We start from the raw sequence: 21,508 nt of genomic DNA, 5'->3' as shown, positions 1-21,508 counted from the left end.
TGCCTTCAGTGGGCACGGCGGGAGCTGGGCACGAAGTTGCATCCGGTCTATTCCTGCAGAAGGCGAGTGAATTCGGGAGGGACGCCAAACCGTGTAGCGCGGACGCCGGCGTCATACATGGTGAACAACGGCCATTCGGTTTCCGGATGAAGGATGCCTTCATCGATGAGGTCTTTGGCGATACGACGGGGAGGGCGTGTGAACCCGCGCAGCATCCTTGCCGCAGGGAAGTTGAAGATCTCGTACACCCGCTCCCGCGGAATGTAGCCGTCGTGTTTAGCGGCGTACTCAATGACGCGTCGGTACTCCACAGGAAGGCGTCGTAGCAGTTCTCGAAACGCCTCCCGTTCCCATTCTTCGGTGACCTGGTCGGAATACTCCGGCCGGTCTTCCTTCTCCGCCTTGAACGCCAACCTCTTGTCCACGTTCATACTGCGAAGGATTCGCTCATTTCTGACCGGACTCGACGCAGCCGGGTTGAAGTCAACCTCGAGGATGTCGTCATCGACCGCGACGACGACTCTGTTCCGCGAGCGTTTCCTCCTCCAAAGACCCTCGTCTTCGTCGCTGGCTATCAGGGTGCCGATCGCTGGCGAGTTCGCGAACCGGATCTGTGACCCAGCGTCGGGACCCGATCCCGTCGTTTCCAGAGTCCACTCGCCGCTGTGTTCGTCCTCTCCTGCGAAGGCGAGCCGCGCGTCGGCGCGGGCACCCGCCGCTAGGCGCGGGGTCTTGCGAGCGCCGGGGGTGTCATCGTCGTCCGCTTGGAGGTCGTCGGAGCGGACGACGAAGACGAAAGCGGTGTCGTTGAAGACGAAATACAGTCGTTCCCCGAACTCGGCCGCCTCCGAAGCGATCTTCGCCAATCGTTCAGGTGGCAGCGGGGACGTTGCAGTCCCTAAATGGGACGCCCGCGCCTCAGCGTCGTCGAAAAGCTTGGGGACGTCACGTGCGTCGGTGGTCCATGTGCCGAAAGCTTTCCGCAGCGCTTCCCTCATCTGATTCACCGGGAACGACTCGATGTTCCTTTTCTTCGCAAGTCTGTGCAGCTTCTCGGCAGTGCGCGCCACCAACGTCTTGAGGGGCTTGTACGCCGGCGTCTGCAGGTCGATCAAGGAAACACGTTGGGCGAGGGCGTATCGTTCGGCGTCGTCGGTAAACCCGGATGTGGAGAACAGCACGTACCGATAGTCGCAGCGCCGCAACCCCCTGCTGGCGTGCTCACCGGTGTAGAACTCGTTCACGTCGTTGATCACTCCCACGGCGTTGCGCACCTCCGGCAACCCGACTGCGCGCCGACGATACTTCGCTTCGACGAAGAGCCGCAGCGGGTAGGTGAAGGTGGGTTTGATGCGCAGCTCTCCAAGAACATCTGCTTGGTGATCTGAACCGCGGCCATGAATCCGCAGACCGTTCGGGCCGGTGACGAGCATATCCGGGTCCTGACGTGCCTCCACCAGTAGGTCGTAGCCGCTGCCTTGGAGCAGCTTGGCCAGCACCTCCTCAAACACGTATCCGCGCAGTGCGCCGATGCTGATCATGCGTTTCCCCCGTTGCTCAGTGTGCTCACCGCCAGCGCATGTCGACGGTCACCGTCTTCGGGCGACCATCGAGGATGTGTTCGAAGGTGACTGGCAGCTCGTGCGTGCAAAAGACATCGACAAAGTCCTTCAGCATTTCGCTGGATCGAATGGTCTTTAAGTCGGAACTGAGGTGCGCGATGAGCTCCCGGCTGGCGATGACGATCAGCTTTGCTCGCGGTCGAGTGGCGAGGACGTTGAACCTGTTCAGGTTGTGCAGGAACTCCTCTTCCTCGGCAACCGTGTCCGGGTCGCCGACGGCGTAGGTGGCGACGATGATGTCCCGTTCCTGACCTTGGAAACGTTCGACCGTGTCGACGGCGTTGGCGATCCAGTTGGCAGTCGATGGGTGGGCAGCGGCAGTGGCGAACATCGACGTCAGGGTGTGGATGATCCGAGCGCGCTGCGCCCGGTGGACGGTGACGATACCGATCCCCTCGGTCCAGAAGTACTCCCAGTCGATCGGGGTCCCGGCTCCACCGTCGACACCTTCCGCCAACGAGAGCGCGTACCACGTGACCAGTTGGACAACGACATCAACCTCGAACGGATTCCACTGCCCGGAAACCCCTTCGGGGTACGTCAAGGAGACAACGGGTCGATCCGGGTCGGCGGCAGCGGGAACGCCCTCGCTGAACGAGAGGTTCGCCGGCCAGGTCGGCGGGCGGGAGACCCCATCGCACCCAGTCCGGTACCGGATGCGACGGTCAGGTTTGTCAGCGACCAGTTCCGGCGGGTATCCGGCGGTGGTGCCCAGAGCGACGATCTCGGCGTTGGAGCGGTAGTTGCGTAGCAGGGGAAGGTCGCCCACGGCGTGTTCGAGGTGGAAGAACTCGTAGATGGAACCGACGACGAAGGTGAGGTCTCGCGGAGGTTCCGCCGCGTGGATCGGCGGGAGCTGCTTGGGGTCACCTGCGACGATCACCTGGGCACCCGGGCGGACGCCTGCCAACGGTAGAACAGCATGGGCGACGTCGAGCTGGCCGGCCTCGTCAACGATGACGACGTCGAATAGCGGACCGGCGTGCGTGCCAGTGGCCTCCTTGATCAGCTTGTGCAGCTGTTCGGATGGACCGGCGATGAGGAACGTTCCTCCGGCTTTAAGCTCGGCGACCAGGGATGTCAGCTCGTTCGAGTCGACATCAATGGGACCGGCAGGCAGCCAGTCGGGCGTTTCCCGGGTGGAGGAACGGACTCGCCGGACGCGGACATGCGGTGCGTGGGTATCAAGTTCCGTGAGGAGGTTCTTCAACACGTTGTCGACCGCGGTGTAGGTCTGCGCGGTGACTGCGATCAGCACGGGCTGTGACGGTTCAGCGGTCAACGCCGCGAGGATCGCTCGTAGCGTCTGGGTCTTTCCCGTGCCGGGTGGCCCCCAGATCAGCGACAGCCGCTTCGTCAGAGCGTTCTCCCACGCACGCCATTGACTGTCGTTGAGATGATGGTTTCGAGCTTCAACGATTGTTCGGAACTGGGCGAGATCGCGGGTGGTTGTGGTGGGCGCCGTAGCGGTGTTGGCGGCGTCCCAGAGGAAGTCCTGGATCGGATGCGGGGTGCCGCGATTCGGTTTGCGTGTCACGCCGGTGGCGTGCTGGATTCGCGGGTCTCGAGTAGCCAGCGGCGGGTTCTTGATCACTTTGAGTGTGTCTGCGAGCTTCTTGACGAAGAATTCGACCGCGACTGGTTCCATGACCAGGTCGTGGTCGAGCTGGACTAGCCGCGCATCAATGAGAGCTTTTCGTTGGATGGGGTGGTTGGGCCAGTAGTGCGCGAAGTCGACGATCATCGTCCCTGCGGTGCGGTCGATGTGCTCCACGGTCGCGCCGAACACGTCCTGCAGCTTCGCACGGGACGCCATGTAGTCGCTGGCCCATTGGTTTGCCAGCTGTCCGTGACCGGCGGTTTTGACGAAGCTGGTGTACCCCCAGTCGAGTTTCACGATGAGCTCTTCGGGGACGATGCTCCAGCCGAAGTCGCCCGGTTTTGCGACGATGTCCACGCTCCCCGGTGACAACTGGAACACGAAGCGGTGCGGGCTTCCGGTCAGACCGGCGGCTGCCAACACGGCCGCTTCGTCTGCGCCGGTCAGCCGCCGGGTGATGCGCGCGGCACGGAACTTCGCTTCCTGTTCCTCCACGGGCAGGGCACGAATCTGGGTGACCTCCAACGAGCTCAGAGCACCGTTCAGCTTGGCGTGGGCGTGCAAGAGAACGCCGAGCAGGCTGGCGCTGCCGAGGTCCTCCGGTGGCCGCAGCTGACTGATCTTCGGGGCCTGACGTGTCAACCTGCCGCGGAGTTCGTCGGTGAGGTGTCCGGTGACCTGGCCGAGTGCCCACAGTTTCGTTTTCACGGTTCGTTCAAGGGAGGCCACCAGCTCCGTCTGGGTGGGAGCTCCGGGGGTTCGCCTGGCCCGCCACACCTGGTGGGCCCGCTCTGGCGGGATCTGATCGGTGAACGGGTCTTCCCAGAACAGCGGAACCTTGAAGTCGGTGTACGCGTAGTCGGCCTGGTGGAACCTTCGTGCGGTGGTGAGGAGGGTGTAGGTGTGCGCGAGGTCCAGGCTCAGCAATGCTTTCGCGGCGTCGCGTACAACGCTCACCGCTGGGGTTGCGGCGAGGAACGCGGTGCCAACGACGTCTTCGGGCGGGAACAACCATGCCAGCCGCTTTAAACGGTCAGTTCCGATGATTTTGGGAAGGTGACGCCCGATCACGCGGCTGAGGTGGTCCAGAGTGACGGAGTCCCACACGTACACCTGAAACGTCGCGTCGGGGTCTTTCTTCGTGGCTTCGGCGAACAGCGCATCGATGTCGTCCAGCAGCGCTGCGAGCGCGTCCCACTCCGCATCGAACGTCTTGGTCTGTGTGTAATGCACGCGGGTTCGAGTGGAGCTGACCGTGGTCAGCCGATCGCCTTTTACCAGCCATGCCCAGTTCAAACCGAACGCGAGTGTGATCGCGCTTCCGGGATCGAAGTCTGCGGTGAGATGCACCCGCAGTTTCGCGAAGCTTGGGATCGCCGCGGAAGTGGCCGTGTCACGAAGCGCCGGCACGGTCTGCCCGGACAACGCTCGGGCGCGTGCGCCGACGATCTGACGTTGCCCACGCAGACGATGGTGCGCGTCGAATGACGCGTCTGTCGCCGGGAGCCCTGCCACCGAGGGGACGGTTTCGTAGCCCCGCTCTTTCAGGATCTGGAACGCCCCTCGGGAGAGGAACGGTAAGCGGGACAGGTGCTGGTCTCGTTTCGCTGTCGGCAGGCAGTGCTTCGGATCCCAATCCGAGGCTCTCTTGCCTGGTTCCGGGTTGAATTCCTGCCCGAGGTTGTCGCAGCCTTGACAGCCGGTTGTGACCGTCCACGGCAGCTCATCGAACGGGGTAGACAGCACCCGCGGAATCAGTGTTCGAAGAACCCGCAGCGTCTCAGAGACGAACACCCGCAGCGGCGCCACCTCGAGGTCGTCATGGAAGGCGTCAAGTCGTGTGGCGGTGTCGGCGTTGCCGCGTGTGGCGGCGACGAGTTTCGATTCGTCCTCACTCCCGGGCCACACCGCGGGAAAGGCCGACACTGCGAAGTCGGTGTCCAGTCCTTTGTTTTGCAGGAACGCCGCAAGCGTGAGCACATAGTACGACAGCTCCGCGAAGTAGTTCGGGCCGGGTTCGCTGGTCAGCTTCACGTCAATCACCCGCAGAACGATCCGGGTGTCGCTGGCGTCGGGGACCCGGATGGTGCCATCAGTGTCGATGATGTGGTCGCTGATGTTCGGTAGCGCTGGGCCTGCGACTTCGATGACGTCGGGGCGGACACGGGCGAGGTCCAGCGGGCCGTTGACGTCAGCAAATGTGATCGCATCCAGGTTGTGGGTGCGGCGAAAAGTGGGCGTGTCTGCGTCGAATTCCGCTTCAATAAGGAACTGTCCCGGCTGCACCCCGGCTCGGAGCTTCTCCTCGAGCTCGCAGGCGGCGAAATCAAGTCCAGGCGTGGTTTGCCCGCCGGTAAGTTTGCGAGCGCCTCCGATCAGGTTCGCGGAACCGAATGCGGAGTCGAGGTCGTGGACCTTCTGATTACCCCACTCATCACCTGCACGGGTGATCTCGTTCAGGGCCGGGCGAACCTGTCGGTGTGGCAGATCAAGGAGCTTCCGCTCAGCGTCGTATTTGCCCGAAGGTGGATGCATGGACAACCGCAGCTGCTTCTCACATCCGGTGGCAGCGAATTGGGTGATGCTGGTCTTTTCCACGCGCGGCATAGCAAGTCTCCGGTAGGGCCCCCGACTCCACCTATCGGCGAAGTCCAATTCACCCTATTCGGGCCAGTTGCAACCAACTGTCGAAAAAGTCTCAACTGCCCCGAATTGGGGCCAACTGGTCGTGCGCTACCGCGACGACGTGCGCCGCGGCGACGTAGGCACGTCGGAGGTTCGCACGGTCGGGCTCAGCGAGCTGTATCGCGTCAGCTAGCAGGTCCGCAGCTTCCGCGGCTGAGTCTTCCGTTCGCGGGAACGGGTGAGGTTCCTTGGCGAGAACGAATACCGCATCCCAGGTGATCGAGCCGGGATGCCGATGCAAACTCATCTCGCTGTCACCGCGTAGCGGGAACACCGACACGACGTGCAGGCCGGTGGAAATGAGCGCGTCGGCGAGCGCGTTCCAGGCGGATGAAGACTGGTGCTGGAACGTGAACACCAGACGGCCGTCGGCCTTCAGGATGCGAGCTGCCTCACGAAAACACGCGGCGAGGCCGTCCATGAACGTGTCCGCGTCTGCTTGACCGCGACCTTTCGCCGCCAGAGACCGCTCGGATGGTCCGCCCGGGTCGATGAGTACGCCGGCGGACGCGAGCCACGGAACGAAGAAGTCGGAGAGCTCGCTGTAATCGATGTTGTCCAGGTAGGGCGGGTCAGTGAGGACGATATCCGCCGACGCGTCAGCGATATCTGGCTGGTGGCGGCTGTCGCCCTGCAGCACAGTGATCGTGCCTTCTGCCGGCAGCGGCACCGTCTGGAACCCATTGCCGACAGTGAGCTCTTTGGGTTCTTTCGCGAAGTTGATCGCGTTGGCGACGCGACGCAACGCATTCGGGAACGTTCCGCGGCCGGTCCCCCGCAACCACGGGTTCAGTTCTACCGGCCGCGCCGAGTGTGCGAACGCGCGTAGCGAAAACAGCGGAGTCACCTGCCGCCATCGTTCCGTGTAGCGGGTGAGGACACAGTTCGAGGTGAGATGGTTCGACAGCGCCAAAGCGTACGAGAGTCGGTGCGGTTCCGGCAGGGACGCGATCGCGCCCAGCAGCCACGACGCGTGAAGCAGTTGCCGCGGATTCAGGAGCTGCGAATAGGCGGTATACCCGTATCCGAGCAGGCGCGGATCGGACCGGTTCTCGTTGGGGATCGCGCGGGATGGGATCAAGTGGGCGAGCGGCCGCTGCAGCGCCTCAGCCGATGTCAGCGCGGCGAGGTCGGCAGGTGACGGCCGATGGAAGATCCGAGCGGTCATCGACGCCGGTCGGGTGTTCGTCGTGACCGGGATTGATTCGATCGCGAACATTCGGAAACTCGGCCGTTGCCCGGTTCGCCGTGCGTAAGTGATGAGTGCTTCGACGTGACCGCACTCAGGGCAGGTGGCTTTTCCTCGGACGAGTGGCGCGTCACCGATCACGGTTACGGAACCGCAATCGCAGGTGAACTGCTCAGCGTCGGCGCTGATCGATCGGACTTGGCCGCACGCTTCGCGGGAGCAGACCACCCACTGTTCGGATCCGGCCAGAGCGACCCGGTAGCTGGGGTGAGCGTCGAAGGTCGTCGCGCAGTGCCCGCAGGTGAGCTGCTGAACGTAGAAGAAATGCAGTCCGTCGCGGGTGTCGCCGTCAGGGCCGACGGTCCGGTACAGCTCTCGAAGCGGCTCCGCCGCGTCGTAGACGTCAGTGAACACGTCGAACGGGTCGGGGAGGTCTCGTGCTCGCAGCTCAAATTCGGTGACGGCCGTGGCGACGGGGTCAATGTCCACCCCGGTCACATTCGCGCCGAGCCGCGATGCTTCGTACAGACTGGTGCCGCCGCCGATGAACAGATCGACAACGTGCTTGCCGGCCAGTAGGTCGGAGCTGAGGAACGCCGACCAGAAGTCAGCGCCGTCCTCCACCTGGGATGCGACGAGCAGTGCACGCATCGCCGTTCCGTATCGGCGGGCGAACCACTTGTGTGCCGCGTAGACGGGTCGAGGGCGATGCGCTTCGCGGCGGGCGAGTTCCGCGAGTTCCTGAAGCGGGAGGGTTCCGGCGTCCAGCATCGAGAGCGACAGCGGCGCTGCGGCACCGGGGGTGCGGGGCTCGTCGCTCATCTGGTCGCTTCCATCGGGGCACAGTTCGTACCGTCCATTCTCCGTCATGTGGTCTCTATGCGCGGACGGGGCGCACGGCTGGGGGTTGACACCCTCGCCCGCTCCGAGGTGTGGCCATTAGAGTGCTGCGCACCAGCTGATAGGAGACCAGATGCCGACCTCATCCGTCGCCGCGCTCCCAATGCCGGTTGGGGCGGACCCCGAAGCGCAACTGTTTGAGACCGCTTCGACCCTGTATCTTGCCGGCTGCCCGGAGGCGCGCCTGACAACGTTCGAGGACAACGGCGTGGAGTTCCTCTTCGACGCGAACCCGGCTTTTGACAGAACCGTCCTTGCCATCGGTCGTCCGCGCGCGCCGATCGCACCCCGAGACGTGCAGTATCAACGCCTCCATCCGCTCGCTGACGGTGCCGTTCGACGGTTCGATCGAGGCCACTTCCTCCCGTACACCGGTGGTGGAGGTTTCGGACCCAACCTGTTCCCCCAGGACACCGCTCTCAATCGCGGCTGGTCGAAGGAAGGCCGCGAGTACCGCGCCTTCGAACGGCGAGCAATCGCAGCTGGGTCCGAGTCGTCGATGTTCTCCTACCCGACGTACATCGACGGCACGACGACACCCGGGTTCATCCAACTCGGCCTCATAAGTCGGACCATCCGTGAGACGCAGATCTTCCGAAACAGGTACGACGAGGCCGCGCTGCTCGGGGACGATCGCCTCACCGCCGAATTGCGTGGTGCGACGGATCAGCAGATCGGTGGGCTGGGCGAAGAGACAGTCGGAGTGTTCCTTCGACGCGAACTCGGTTTCGAGATCATCACGATGGGTGACGCCGGTATGGAGCGTACAGACGGACGGCAAGACCTCGACATCGTCGCGATGCTCGACGGCACCCTCATCGCATACGAGGTGAAGACGACATACACGTCACGACGGGCAGGGAAACGGAGCAAGGCCGGCAACCTCTCCCGGCCGCGGCTTCGGCGGACGCTATCCGGCTCGCGTCAGGCCAGCCAGCCGTACGCCGCTGACCGGCTCACCAACACGATCGACACCGGTGGCGACTACGAGGGGGTAGACGTTCAAGTGGTCGTAGTCGATTTCGAGTTGATGGCATTGCAGTTCTTCGACGTGGACGACTGCGGACGAAGGGTCACCGCCGCCGGGCCGGTTCTGCCCTGCCGTGACGCTGCAGAGGAAGCGCTCCAGATCATCCTCGACTACCGCGGCCACCTATGAAGTTTCACGGCCGCCCCGCAACTCCCGGTGGAGCTTGCTGGGCCGCACGGGCAAGTCGCCCACGGTCTCGGCAGACAGGAGTGCGCCTTAACTCGGGAAGTCCTCGCCGCATTTAGTGAGCTGGGAGGGCAATGTTCGTCGGAATCGTACTTGGGATGATGCTCGTTACTGGATTGGGTCTGATCGCAATGGCCGTCATTAGCGAATGGGTGGCTCGGCACCCGCGAAATCGACGCTAGCCCTGTGACGGATTGGGCCGAATTGCGGCGGTCATTGCATCAGCACCGACGGCAGCGATGAGGATGCCGATGCAGCCGATCCCGAACGCCAACGACTTGGGCGCCACAGAGTTCCCGACTGCGGCAGGAGCGTCAGATGCGATCCATACGTTCGCCGCACCGATCGCGGCCACCACCACGGACACGGCTGCCGTAACCCCAGCGATCACCGCGAGCAAGCGAGCCCGGCTTCTCGCATCCGTCTCGGAGGTGTCACCGTGGGACCGCACCGCCAACTGGAGCGCAATCACAATCGCGGCGAAGGCGGGCAGCACAAACTTCGCAGTCTCACCGTCGACCATCAGAGCCGACGCCAAGTCGGGCATGATGGTCGACGTGGGCGACAGAACAGCAGCGACCACGACAAACGTCACCAGAATCAGTCCGAGAGAGCCGCCGAAAACCGTCAGGTAAGAGAGGCGCCGCCTCTTAGAGGCATGGTCCCGATCGGTGTTGCTGTCCTCAGCGCTCGCGACAGCCACGCCCGGCACGTCGAGGTCATCTCCCACGACCTGAGCCAGTCCAACGCCCTCCGCGCCGGTGGACTCCGAGCCCAGGGCTGCCGTCTTGCTCAGCCGGCCACCTCCCCTACGTCCAACTAAAACCGTCGCAGACGCGAGAGCGACTAACGCCAGCAGTACCGACACCATAAAGCCACTGAAATGTGTCCTCGACCGAGCACACCCGTCACACTTAGAACGCACGGCCGACAACTCTATCGGCGCCCACGCAGCGCAGGGACGACACGCAAACGCGATCGACCCACGATTCGGAGGGCGTCTGCAGTTCAGCTCACCCCCAAGAGCTCGAGTCCTTGTGAGTGAGTACCTTCCGTGATCGGCGCCGAACGGCGACGTACTCCATCGCTCGTAAACGCCTCGCCCCGCTTCGAACAGACGGGCCGCGTTGCCTTTATCCGCTTCAGCTGTCGACGCCGGGCATCCGATGTTGTTCCGACGGCGGGATGATGCGACCGTTCCACGAACCGGTCGGTGGCAGGCGGTCACCGAGGCTAGCGGGTACGAGTTGGACTCTGACCAGGAAGGCACCGGTACCGCGATCAGCTCATTCTTCTTGACCGCAGCACTCAGAAGTGGCTCACGTTCGCAGCCTACGGATGATGAACGCCGCCGTGGCGATAGCTACCGAGAGCGCCGGAACGGTCCAGTCGCGTTCTACCTCGAAGACGTCGAGGGTGAACGCCCGCCCCAGCGAAAGGCTCACGAGGAGCTAGACGGGCGGGACAAGGAAGACGTAGAACCTGTCGGTGACGGATTGAGCGATCAGCACCAGCGCGAAGTAGAAGCAAACGCTGCGTGCGGGAGTATGTTGACCGCCCAGGCCAGAACCAGGACAGAAGCGCCCGCGGGTAGGACCGCGATGCAGAAGTTACCGTAGGCGACAGCGCGCCGCCGAACTGCTGTACGAGTCAGGGAGAACTGTGAAAGGTCGTATGGCGTCTTCATTCGTACCTGACGATCGTCTTCACGGTCTCGTCACCGTAGGGGCTTCATTCTCAGGTGATTGCAGCCTCAGTTGGTTTCGAGGCGACTCTTTCAACGCACCCGTGACGGCCAGACTCGTCGTTTGAGCTTCAGTTCCACTCGCGCGATAAAGACAAGGTCGGGGTAACTCATTCCGGCAAGCACTCTCCGGAGAACGTTGTGGTCCACGCCGAGGTTTTTTGCGGCTGTGTGCCCGCTGACGTCTCCCCATCGTTGCTTGATGGCTTGGTCGAGGTTGGAGGCGAACTGGCGCGCTGTCTCTTGGATGGGGTCGAGGAAAGGCTCTGCAAGCCAGTCTTGTCCTGCGCCGGCGTTCGGCTTCGGCCGCGGTCTGCGGCCGCCTTTGCGCTTCGCAGGAGGTTCCTCACCGCTCATACTTCGAGGCTAGCGGCCGCCAGCGCGTCTATTCGTCAGGCGCGTCCGGTTTAGGCGCGGGCCATAGCTCGGTGCGCAACGCGATTTCTAGCGCTCGGATGTCAGCCAGGTCCGGAACTGTTCTCCTTCTGAGGATGCCTTTGAGATGGCGTGGCTTCATGCCCGCTTTCGCCGCGACATCTTGCAGGTTTCGGTCGCCGATGGCGTTTCGGGCGTTGTCGATGAATTGATTCCAAATAGACCGCTCGAGGTCATCGATCACGGAGATCGCGACTCGGGTCGCTGACCTACGACCACAATCCCTCCTTGTTCGAAAGTGAAAATAGCTGGTCAATGTCACTAAGTTGTCTCATACAATAACCAAATCAGCCGCGGGAGTCGAGTACAAGATGCGGCCTAAGAGCTTGATAGGAGGATCGTGTGCGATCACAGTTGAATCCGCTTCCGGAGTGCGTGGTCGCATCGATGACGCTCCGCGAGCTCGGCGTTCATACCGACACCCCAATCGGCTGGGCGCCTGCGTGCGTCGCCCTGGTGACGACTGTCCATGCCGTTCGCTCTGGGGTTCGGATTGACCTGACTGTCGTCGGAACGTCAATCAAGCTCGCAACCCAGGGGGGAATGATTGTCGTTGCTGACGACGGGGTGGATCCGCAGATGAACGCATGGTTCACCGCCGATAGAACGATCGCCCTCACCTGTGGAGCCTGCGGCCGGCCAGGACGACGTCGCACCGAACCGGTCGGAGTCCAATGCGACGCCTGCGCATACCTTGCCACGGCACCCGCAGCAGCGGAACTCCCGTTCACCCCACGGCTTCCACTCCCCGACGAAGCGATCGAAGCCGTCCGAAGCTTGAGCGTGCGAAACGCCCCCGAACGATTCGCGATCATCCCCGACGGGTGGGCACGCCTCGTCAGCTCAACGCTGCGCGACATGCCAACACCGGAGCTCGCCGACACCGTCTCCTTCACGGTCACGGACGAGACCGTGTCGTTGGCGTTCGATGACGAGGCGTTTCCGCCATCCCCGGAGCTGCTCGTTTTGAACGACCGGTTGGAGGCGAATGCCCGCGTCCACTGCCAGCGGTGTTCGCGTCGGATGACCACAGACCCTGCCGATCCGGACCATTCGACGATCTGTCCGGGATGCCGGTGGGTGGAGTCACGCGGTTGGGAGGTCGTCCATGCAGACACCATTTGAACCGCAGCCTCGCCTGCAGCTGACGCTCACCGACAACGGTGCCTGGCAAGTCACGGTCGGTGACAACGTCGCCCTGGTGTTCGACTTCCAGGCGGGGACCGTGATGATCCTGGATGACGACCTCACCGATAGGACGGTCCGAAGGAAGCGGATAGACACGATCGAGGTCGGCGTTCCCGCAAGCGAACCGCCGACCGAAAGGCCGGATCTCGGCCCGCTGCTCACCGAGGAGGAGCTGCTCGACCGTCTCGGTATCGGCCCGGAAACGCTTCGACGGTTCGAGGAAGACCGGGTGGTGTTACGGATCGTCACCGAATCGGCGTACCCGGCGTTCCAAGTGGTCGACGGGAAGCTCCTCCCCGGGCTGCGGAACGTCCTAGGTGAGCTCGCCGACGGGATCGACTTCCCACCACTGCACTGGAAGTGGCTGACCAGGCCCGCGGACTGGGCTGACGGCAAGCCGCCGTGGGAGCTCCTCCGCGACGGTCGGGTCGACGAAGTCATCCAAGCTGCCGGCAGAGCCGCATGGGTGTGGCGGGATCAGAATCGAGGGTACGCATGAGCGACAATCATGATGAAGAGTTCGAACGGTGGGTGCGCGACGTCGTCGCCCCAGGCGCCGGCGAGCTCGGTGAGGCTGTAGTCGTGTCTGTCGCCGAGGAGGCGCAGCAACGGGCCAGCGACGGCGTCACTGCTACATCCGAAGGGGTCCCATTCGTTGGGGTGCCGGTCGCGCCACATGTCGCCGACGTACTGCGAGCGACTCAGCCGACGCGGGTAGCGCCTGAAGAGTGGCTGGGCGGGGTGTGGGAAGTCGTCACCGAGTCGGGATCACGGTACGTCATCGATACGATCGGGTGGACGTTGACCCGAGTTCGGGGACTGCAGGAGCAGGAGGATCCGGAGGTGGCACCGGCATCGACGTTGCGACGCGATGGAGAGCCTCTTCGGTTGCTGAGAGTGATCACGCTCGAGGTGGGAAAGCGGGCGGTGTTCGATGTGGAGCCGCTGCGACCGGATGCGGTGTGGACCCGGAGAAGTACGACCTATGTGGTGGAGATTCGCCTGGTCCGCTCTAACGCTTGAAGTTCGTTGCTGCTTCAACGCGGGCGAGACCACAGGGCGTGAAGACACAGTCGTCCGGACGGATCAAATTGCCTCCGCCTGCGCTTCACGTTTCAATCGAGTTGGTGGCCACTCCTCCCCTCAGTTCCGGGTCCTCTAATCCTGGGTTGAGCGCATAGTCGTTCGCCGGGCGGACCCCTCTAGCAGGTGAAGGCTTTGAATTTTCCAGCTCCCTGTTCGGTCAACGATTGAAAGGCTCACCGGAAGGAGTGCCCGGGCGCGTGTCGAAACGAGTCACGCGATGCTGTATCCGCCGTCCAACACCACGTTCTCTCCGGTCACCATGCCAGCATCGGCCGAGGCCAGGTAGGCCACGAGTGAGGCGACCTCTTCCGGCTTGGCGAATCGGCCGACAGGGATGTCAGCGCGAGCTCGCTCGCCCTTCTCCCCCGACCACGCCATAACAGCCATCGGTGTCTCAACAATGGTCGGCGAAATCGCATTCACCGTGACACCGCTGCGTGCCCACTCGAGCGCGAGCACCCGCGTGAGGCCGAGAATTCCGGCTTTGCTCGCCGCGTATGCGGCGTGGTCCGGCAGTGCGACAATGGCCGCCTGCGAGGCGATATTGATGATCCTGCCGTAACCGGAGGGCACCATGACGCGCGCTGCAGCCTGCGCCATGTAGAAGCTTGCGCTGAGGTTGACGTCGAGCGTGGCACGCCAACGGCCGGCAGTGACTTCAAGCGCCGGCTGGTTCAGTGCGACTCCAGCCGAGTTGACCAGGATGGTCGGCGCGCCAACAGCGCGCACGATCGCATCGACGATCCCGGTCGCAGCTTCGGGATCGGTGAGGTCATGGGCGAATGCGAGGTGGCCGGTGCCGGGCAACTCAGCCATAGCCGATTTGACTTTGTCGCTAAGGTCGACGCCAGCGACGAGGGCGCCACGCTCGGCGAAATGCCGAGCTACCGTGTTGCCGATCCCACTCGCCGCGCCTGTGACGATGATGATTGCGTTGCTGAATGTCTGATCCATACATCTCCTTCGACGGGATCGGTTACGGGGAGGCGTGTGCCCTGGGCTGCCGAGTTGACGTCCTATTAGCCCCGGGCACGCGCCGGTCTTACTATCAGGCGGGCTCCGCCACCCGAACGAGTACCTTCACCTGCTCGGGATCGTCGGAGGCATGAAACGCCTTGTCGGCTTCGTCGAGCCCGAACGTAGCGGTGACAACCTCGTCGAACGGGAACGGGTGCTTTCGAAGAATCTCGATTGCGTGCAGAACATCCTCCCGGACGTACATCAAGTTGCCGATGATCGTCAGCTCACGGTCCTGGACGAGATCGAGATCGACCAGCGTCTTCCCGGCAGGCACGCCAACGGTCATCAGCGAGCCACCCTTGTCGAGTACTTCGATGGCCAGCGCCACCGTGCTTTCACGCGAGACACAATCGAATACCACGTGGGCTTTTCCGCCGAGTTCCGCCTGCGCGAGCTCGGCGGCATCCGGCGCGGACGAGTCGAACGCCCCGTGAGCGCCGAGGCGGACGGCTCGCTCACGCTTGCTTTCGAGCAGGTCCGCCACGACGACGCGCTCAGCACCGGCGTCGAGGGCGGCGATGGCGGTGAAGAGGCCGATCGGGCCGGCTCCGATGACGACCACACGACGTCCGGTCAGGTCGCCGGCGCGACGCACCGCGTGGACGGGGGTCGAAAGCGGCTCGATGAGGGCGGCCCAGTCGTCCTCGAGGTCATCGGGAAGCGGCACGATCCTGTCAGCGGCGATGACGAACGCATCGGTCATCCCACCCGGCGTCTGACAACCGAACACGTCGAGCGTTGCGCAGATGTTGTATCGTCCGGCGAGACACTGGTCGCAGTGCCCGCACGCCAAGTTCGGCTCGACGACGACCCGGCGGCCGACAAGCGAGCCGTCCGCGGCCTGGCCCGTGCCTGTGACAACGCCGATGACCTCGTGACCGGGCCAGAACGGAAGCGACATGAACGGATGGCGGCCGTGGGCCGCGTGCATATCCGAGCCGCAGATGCCCACGATCGTGCTTCGAACGAGGACTTCACCCGCTGCGGGTTGAGGGGCTTCGACAGCCTCCACATGGATGTCGTCAATCGAGTTCACGACAACTCGGCGGATGCTTTGCATGGTCTTCTCCTTCTGTCCGTGTCAGACGGCGGTGTAGCCGCCGTCGACGACGAGCACCGACCCGGTCACGAACGACGCGGCACCGCTGGCCAGGAACACGACGCTCGGCGCGATCTCCTCCGGCTGCGCGAAACGCTGCTGCGGAGCGTCATCGATCCAGTACCGCTTGAAGTCCTCGCGGTCCACTGGGGCCATCTCGGTCTTGACGTATCCCGGAGCCACCGCGTTGACCCGGATGTTGTAGGGCGCCCACTCCACCGCGAGGGATTTCGTGAGGTGGTGGACTGCTGCCTTGGACGCGTTGTACGCGGGCTGCCACTGCGGGCGGTTGACGATGAGTCCGGACATGCTTCCGATGTTGACGATTGATCCACCACCCAGCTCGCGCATGTGCTCGCCCGCAGCGATGCTCGCCTTCCACAGTGCGCGGACGTTGAGATCCCAGACCGCGGACCACTCCTGGTCGGTGACGTCGAACGCAGGGTTGTGGAAGCAGGTGCCGGCGTTGTTCACCAGCACGTCCAGATGTCCAAGGCCGTCGATAGCTGCTGCGGTCATCGCATCGACCTGCTCGTCGTCGGTGATGTCGGCGGTGATCGGGAGGAACTCGAATCCTGCCGAGCGGGCCTCCTCGACGGTCGCTGCGTTGCGTTCGGCGCTGCGCCCGGCGATCGCCACGCGCGCCCCGGCTTCCGCGAGGCCGAACGCGAATGCTTTGCCGAGGCCCTGGTTGCCGCCGGTGACGAGGACGGTCTTGCCGTCCAGGCTGAAGGGGGAGGTCATGCGAACTGCCTTTCGTTTCTCACTTGTTGGGGTAGACGATGGACTTGAGGCTGGCGGGGTCGAGGTCGCTCTCGAGTGCCGCCTCGACCTGGTCGAGATCGAACCGTCCGGTCACGAGAGAGTCCAGGTCGACCTGGCCGCTGCTCACGAGGTGAATCCCAGTGGGCCACGTGTCCGTGTACCGGAAGATGCCCGTGACCCACACCTCCTTGTTCTGAATGTGCTCGATGGGCAGGTTCATCTCGGGGTTGCCGAGACCCACGAGCACTGCGTACCCGGCGGGGCGAACCGCCTGGATGCCTGAGAAGACGGCGCGGGGGGCTCCGCTGGCATCGATGAACGCGTCGACATCCAGGCCGATGTTCGCGACGTCCTCGGCCGCGGGATCGATGGTTCGGGTGGCACCATACGCCAACGCCCGTTCCCGTCGTTCGGACACGGGGTCGCTGACGATGACCTCGGCTGCGCCGAACGCGCGAGCGGTTTGGGCGCAGATGATGCCGATCGGGCCGGCGCCGGCGATCAGAACGCGCGAACCGGGAACGATGTGCGCCTTCCGCATGGTGGTGATCGCGACGGACAGCGGCTCGAGCAGAGCCGCCGCCTCGTCGGAGACGTTGTCGGGAACGGCGTGGGCGAAGATCGATTCGATCGTCACATAGCCGGTGAAGGCCCCGTCGATCGGGGGTGTCGCGTAGAACTCCATGTGCGGGCACAGGTTGTAGCGGCCGGCAAGGCACTGGTCGCACACGTGGCAGGGCTTCTGCGGTTCGATCGCGACCCGCTGGCCGACACGGGCCGGGTCGACCTCATCGCCTACAGCGACGATCGAACCCGAAAGTTCGTGGCCGAGCACGAGCGGACCATCGACGACGAAGTCGCCGATGCGACCGTGCCTGAAGTAGTGAACATCGGATCCGCATACACCGACAGCGGCGACTTTCACGAGAACCTCACCCTTCGCGGGCGAGGGGACACGGCGATCCTCGATGGCCAGCGCGCGCTGGCCCGTCAGGACGCTCGTGCGCATCGTGTCGGGGAGGACATCGGACATTGCAACCTCTTTTCCTTGCGGGTGGGACTTCTCCTGGCGCAACAGCGCGCGACCGGAGACGATGTGGGTGGCTCCTGCATCGGCGGCGGCGCGCGCGAGACCCGCGGTGATGCCGCCGTCGACGCCGACCGGCCACCGCTCTGCGAGAGCAGGGATCTTGTCGAGGCAGGCCGGGTCGGCGTGCCCTGCAGTGCCGGAAGGGATGAACATGACGAGAACACCATCGACATCCGGGATGTCGTGGCCGTCGTCGTCCGGTTGCAGCTCGACCCAGACGTGGGCGCCGGAGGCGCGCACGGCGGTGAGTGCGTCGTGCGCGCAGGCGAGCAGTTCGCGACCGACCGTGACGTGGTGCACCCCGGTTCCAGCTAGATCATCGAGTATCCGCTCGACTTCTGCACGGACGGCCGGTTCTGCGATCGCCCCGGGCGACAGCATGATGTGGACATCGACGCTCGCTGGGTTCACGGTCGCGAGAACGCGGGTCAGCTCGGTGGGAAGTACACCAATATGAGTGCCGTCCGCAGCGACGATCACGTCGACGTGAACAGCGCATCCCGCGTCGACCAGGACGCGGGCGCAATCCAGCCGCAGCTGCGACTCGACGGCGTATAGGCTGCCCGCAAGCGTCGCGTCGATCGTGTCGTGCCACGCTGCGATCGCTGGGGCGCGCTGCACGGTGAGGCTCATGGCCGATCCAGCTCTCGGATCGAGGTGACGGCGCGATATGCCTCCCACCTGCTTTCGTCGAAGCCCCGGGGTTGTGCAACAGAAGTCAATCGGGGCGCCCAGCGGTCGCGGATCGTGGCCACGTCAGTCGTGTGTGCAATCGCCGCCGCTTGGACGGCCGCTCCGCGAGCGGTTGCCTCCTGGACATCGGCGGTGTGAATCGTCCGTCCGACAGCGTCCGCGAGCAGCTGCTGGTACGCCGGCGACTTCGCGCCGCCGCCGACGGCGAGAACGCGTCCGTGCGTCCGAACGCCCATCCGCTCGAGATGGTTCTGTCCCGACACCAGGCCAAGGACGACGCCCTCGTATGCCGCTCGCGCGACCTGTTCGCGTGAGGTCGAGGTGGTGATGCCGCCGAGAATACCGACGGCACCGGGCAGATCTGGCGTGCGTTCCCCGTCGAGGTAGGGAGCCAGAACGGGCCCGGGCTGCGCGCCGAGAGCCAGCCGGGAGAGCTCATGGTGGTCGACGTTCAGGATGCGGGCGAACGTGTCCGTCGTCCGGGCCGCGTTCAAGGTGCTGACCAGTGGCATGTATCCGCCGGTCATGTCGGCGACACCATCGACATGACCCGAGACATCTCGGATCGGGGTGGGGCTGAGTGCGGACACGACACCGCTGGTGCCGAAGGAATAGACGACGTCGCCGTCGACGATGCCCAGACCGAGCGCTGCCGCGTGCTGGTCACCGCCACCCGCCCCGACCAGCACCCCCGGAGGGAGTTCGAGTTCTTCGCGCGCCTGACCGATGACTTCCCCGGCACTCTCCGATGGCGCAAGCACCTCCGGCAGCATGCGCAGCCAGTCGCGGTGGGGGTCGATCAGGCGCAACAGGTCGGGTAGATACTCGCGGGCATCCGCGTCGTAGTAACCGGTGCCTGAGGCTTCCGAGCGGTCGGTGACGGCGCGGCCGGTGAGACGGAAGGTCAGGTAGTCGTGCGGCAGCAGGATGCGGTCCAGCCGCTCGAACGAAGTCGGCTCATGCTCTGCGAGCCAGGCGACCTTGCCGATGGTGAACGCGGCAGTCGGCACGGTACCGACCCGATGCACGAGTTCGTCGTCCCCGACGATGCCCCGCAGACGAGCGAGCTCGAGCGTCGACGTTGTGTCGTTCCACAGCTTGGCCGGTCGGATGACGCGATTCTCGGAGTCCAGAGGGACGAGACCGTGGCATTGAGCGGCGACGGAGATCGCGATGACATCCGCGGGGTCGACATCCGCGTCCTCCACCGCAAGGTGGAAAGCGGTGACGAAGGCGGTCCACCAGTCCTCTGGGCGCTGCTCGCTCACCGGTGGGAACACCGGGGGGTGCGGAGCGCTCCCCCCACCCTGGCGGACACCGCTCTCGGCATCGAAGAGCTCGACCTTGCAAGACTGCGTGGACGAATCGACTCCGGCGACGATGCGTCGTGCCGTCATGGCTGATCCTCCGATTCCAAGGTGAGGTCGTCGGGGAGCTCGGTTTGCAGCCCGACGATCCCGCCGGGGTGGATGTCTACGACATCCTTCCAGCTGTGGTCACGCAGCCGCATCAGAGTAGAGGCGAGGGCGTCGCCCCAAGCGCCGGAGACGAGCGTTGAGCCCATTGCGATCAATCCGCCCGGGTCCGCGTCCGATGGGTTGGTCGTCACGTGCGCGACGATCGTGGCAGAGCGGGCGAAGGGCGAGTCGGGATTCTCGGTGAGTGCCACCACGGGGATCCCGCGTTCCACCAGCTTCCGGGTCAGCTCGACGAGCTCGCTCGAGTGTCCGCCTTTCGAGATGGCGATGACATAGTCGCCGTCCGTGATCGAACCGAGACCCCCGTGGAGGGCATCCAAGCAGGGGAGGTAGAAGGATGGCGTGCCCGACACCGCGAGGAGGTGGGAAAGCCGCTCGGCGATGATTCCTGATGTGCCGGCGCCTGTGGTGATGATCTTGCCCGGCGCGGCGAGGACGGCATGGACGATCGCGGTGAACGTGGCGTCAAGCTGCGGTGCGAGCCTGGCGACTGCCTGGGCTTCGCGCTCTACGCTGCCGCGGGCGGCGGCGAGGATGCGCTCGTCGAGGGCCGACTCGGGAGGCGTTGCTGTCACGTGACGTTCCTTCTCTGAGATGGTGACGGCGGGGCCAGGGGCTGACCGCGCCGTCGATGCAGGGTGCTGCTACTGCTTCTGCCCGGGCAAGCCCTCGTACGAGATGTTCCCCGTCTTGAGGTTTCCGTTGATGAGATCGGTGAGACCGGACAGGAACTTCTTGCGATCGGTGACGACGTGCTCGATAGCCGCGTCGACGTTGTCCTTGGTGATGGCCGGCATCACATAGACGGGATTGGCGTCCTTGGCCTCGCCACGAGCGACCTGGGCCGCGACGGCCAGTCCCGTGGCGAGTTCGACCGTGCCGTTCTGCAGCGACGTGCCGATGAAGGTGCCGTCCTTGACTGCGCTCAGGCCGTCCTGGATGCCGTCGATCCCGACGATCGGAACCGACTTTCCGGCTTCCTTGAGTGCCTGCAGGGCGCCAAGTCCCATGTCGTCGTTCTGCGAGATGACACCGTCGATCTGGTCACCGAACGCGGAGATCCAGTTCTTGACCTTGTTGACGGCTTCGTCGCGCTTCCAGTTGGCGGTGTCCTTCGCGAGCACCTTGACGTTCGGGTACTTGGCGAGGACCTGGTCGATGCCCTTGCCGCGGTTGATCTCTCCGGAGCCGCCGAGCGGCCCCTGCAGGATGACGACGTTGCCCTTTCCGTCGAGCTTGTCCATCATCATCTGCGCCTCCTGCGCCCCGGCTGCGACGTCGTCGGGCTGCACGCTTGCGCTGATGTCCTTGTTGTTGAGGGTCGCGTTGACGTCCAGCAGGGGGATCTTCGCCGCCTTGGCCTGACTCACCTGCGGCTGGAGGGTGTCTGCCTGGACGGGGACGACGATGATCGCGTCGACCTTGGCGTTGATGTACTGGTCAACCTGGCTGGCCTGAGTACTCACATCGTTGTTCGCCGAGTTCCACAGGACCTCGATGTTGTTCTCCTTGGCGTAGGTGTCGATTCCCTCCTTGCCTTCGGTGATGAACGAAGACATGTCGTAGACCGAGATGCCGACGGTGATGTGCTTCTGGCCCGACGAATTGGACGTGTTGGCCGATGGGTCACCCGCGCCGCAGGCGGTGAGCCCGACGAGCGTGGCGGTCGCGACGCCGACGACGGCGGCACGACGCATG

The 21,508-nt window shown here is 64.2% G+C and carries 17 protein-coding genes and 1 pseudogene; 4 read left to right on the top strand and 14 right to left on the bottom strand.

Features of this window, described 5'->3' with window-relative positions; genetic code table 11:
• Positions 1–47 precede the first annotated feature (47 nt).
• From FHX33_RS13735 to FHX33_RS13725, 3 genes are all read right to left on the bottom strand, one after another.
• Positions 48–1,541 (bottom strand): restriction endonuclease, encoded by a 1,494-nt coding sequence (locus tag FHX33_RS13735; RefSeq protein WP_021765443.1) that lies wholly within the window; start codon positions 1,539–1,541, stop codon positions 48–50.
• A 25-nt stretch (positions 1,542–1,566) separates the two neighbouring features.
• Complete coding sequence (locus tag FHX33_RS22170) at positions 1,567–5,820, bottom strand: bifunctional RecB family nuclease/DEAD/DEAH box helicase (protein WP_169730360.1); 4,254 nt, start codon at positions 5,818–5,820, stop codon at positions 1,567–1,569.
• Between the two features lie 100 nt (positions 5,821–5,920).
• Positions 5,921–7,918, bottom strand: a complete 1,998-nt coding sequence (locus FHX33_RS13725; RefSeq protein WP_021765441.1) for an SAM-dependent methyltransferase — start codon at positions 7,916–7,918, stop codon at positions 5,921–5,923.
• A 151-nt stretch (positions 7,919–8,069) separates the two neighbouring features.
• On the opposite strand from FHX33_RS13725, the gene FHX33_RS13720 reads away from it, so the two are divergent.
• Complete coding sequence (locus FHX33_RS13720) at positions 8,070–9,155, top strand: hypothetical protein (protein WP_051337073.1); 1,086 nt, start codon at positions 8,070–8,072, stop codon at positions 9,153–9,155.
• Positions 9,156–9,390: 235 nt separating this feature from the next.
• On the opposite strand, the gene FHX33_RS13715 is transcribed toward FHX33_RS13720, so the two are convergent.
• From FHX33_RS13715 to FHX33_RS13705, 3 genes are all read right to left on the bottom strand, one after another.
• Positions 9,391–9,942 (bottom strand): hypothetical protein, encoded by a 552-nt coding sequence (locus tag FHX33_RS13715; RefSeq protein ID WP_039924120.1) that lies wholly within the window; start codon positions 9,940–9,942, stop codon positions 9,391–9,393.
• Between the two features lie 1,047 nt (positions 9,943–10,989).
• Positions 10,990–11,313: a hypothetical protein gene (locus tag FHX33_RS13710; protein ID WP_155829160.1), complete on the bottom strand. Its 324-nt coding sequence runs from the start codon at positions 11,311–11,313 to the stop codon at positions 10,990–10,992.
• Positions 11,314–11,341: 28 nt separating this feature from the next.
• A complete protein-coding gene (locus FHX33_RS13705; RefSeq protein WP_155829157.1) occupies positions 11,342–11,575 on the bottom strand; it encodes a helix-turn-helix domain-containing protein in 234 nt (77 codons plus the stop codon).
• A gap of 158 nt (positions 11,576–11,733) precedes the next feature.
• On the opposite strand from FHX33_RS13705, the gene FHX33_RS13700 reads away from it, so the two are divergent.
• The 3 genes from FHX33_RS13700 to FHX33_RS13690 all read left to right on the top strand — a co-directional run bounded on the left by FHX33_RS13700 (position 11,734) and on the right by FHX33_RS13690 (position 13,602).
• On the top strand, positions 11,734–12,516 hold the full coding sequence (locus FHX33_RS13700; protein ID WP_021765436.1) for a hypothetical protein: 783 nt from the start codon (positions 11,734–11,736) through the stop codon (positions 12,514–12,516).
• Positions 12,517–12,592: 76 nt separating this feature from the next.
• The gene (locus FHX33_RS13695; RefSeq protein WP_155829153.1) at positions 12,593–13,078 is read left to right on the top strand and encodes a hypothetical protein; all 486 of its coding nucleotides are present in this window, start codon (positions 12,593–12,595) and stop codon (positions 13,076–13,078) included.
• Entirely contained in the window at positions 13,075–13,602 is a 528-nt protein-coding gene (locus FHX33_RS13690) for a hypothetical protein (protein ID WP_021765434.1), read from the top strand. Before FHX33_RS13695 ends, FHX33_RS13690 begins: the two co-directional genes overlap by 4 nt.
• Before the next feature lie 273 nt (positions 13,603–13,875).
• On the opposite strand, the gene FHX33_RS13685 is transcribed toward FHX33_RS13690, so the two are convergent.
• From FHX33_RS13685 to FHX33_RS13655, 8 genes and pseudogenes are all read right to left on the bottom strand, one after another.
• Positions 13,876–14,619, bottom strand: a complete 744-nt coding sequence (locus tag FHX33_RS13685) for a GolD/DthD family dehydrogenase (protein ID WP_021765433.1) — start codon at positions 14,617–14,619, stop codon at positions 13,876–13,878.
• A 94-nt stretch (positions 14,620–14,713) separates the two neighbouring features.
• A complete protein-coding gene (locus tag FHX33_RS13680) occupies positions 14,714–15,745 on the bottom strand; it encodes a zinc-dependent alcohol dehydrogenase (RefSeq protein WP_021765432.1) in 1,032 nt (343 codons plus the stop codon).
• 21 nt (positions 15,746–15,766) lie between these two features.
• Complete coding sequence (locus FHX33_RS13675) at positions 15,767–16,528, bottom strand: SDR family NAD(P)-dependent oxidoreductase (protein ID WP_021765431.1); 762 nt, start codon at positions 16,526–16,528, stop codon at positions 15,767–15,769.
• A 19-nt stretch (positions 16,529–16,547) separates the two neighbouring features.
• Positions 16,548–17,582, bottom strand: a complete 1,035-nt coding sequence (locus tag FHX33_RS21695) for an NAD(P)-dependent alcohol dehydrogenase (protein ID WP_039924169.1) — start codon at positions 17,580–17,582, stop codon at positions 16,548–16,550.
• Between the two features lie 54 nt (positions 17,583–17,636).
• Positions 17,637–18,272: pseudogene (locus tag FHX33_RS21690) on the bottom strand (hypothetical protein); the annotation flags it as partial.
• Positions 18,269–19,729 (bottom strand): xylulokinase, encoded by a 1,461-nt coding sequence (gene xylB / locus FHX33_RS13665; protein ID WP_021765429.1) that lies wholly within the window; start codon positions 19,727–19,729, stop codon positions 18,269–18,271. The pseudogene FHX33_RS21690 and the gene xylB, both read right to left, overlap by 4 nt.
• A complete protein-coding gene (locus FHX33_RS13660; RefSeq protein WP_021765428.1) occupies positions 19,726–20,385 on the bottom strand; it encodes a KpsF/GutQ family sugar-phosphate isomerase in 660 nt (219 codons plus the stop codon). Before FHX33_RS13660 ends, xylB begins: the two co-directional genes overlap by 4 nt.
• 69 nt (positions 20,386–20,454) lie before the next feature.
• Entirely contained in the window at positions 20,455–21,507 is a 1,053-nt protein-coding gene (locus FHX33_RS13655) for a substrate-binding domain-containing protein (RefSeq protein ID WP_039924165.1), read from the bottom strand.
• Between the last annotated feature and the right edge of the window lies 1 nt (position 21,508).

The sequence above is a fragment of the Leifsonia aquatica genome, from assembly GCF_014190775.1.
Taxonomy (GTDB): Bacteria; Actinomycetota; Actinomycetes; order Actinomycetales; family Microbacteriaceae; genus Leifsonia; species Leifsonia aquatica.
This window is presented reverse-complemented; position numbering and strand designations above follow the sequence as displayed.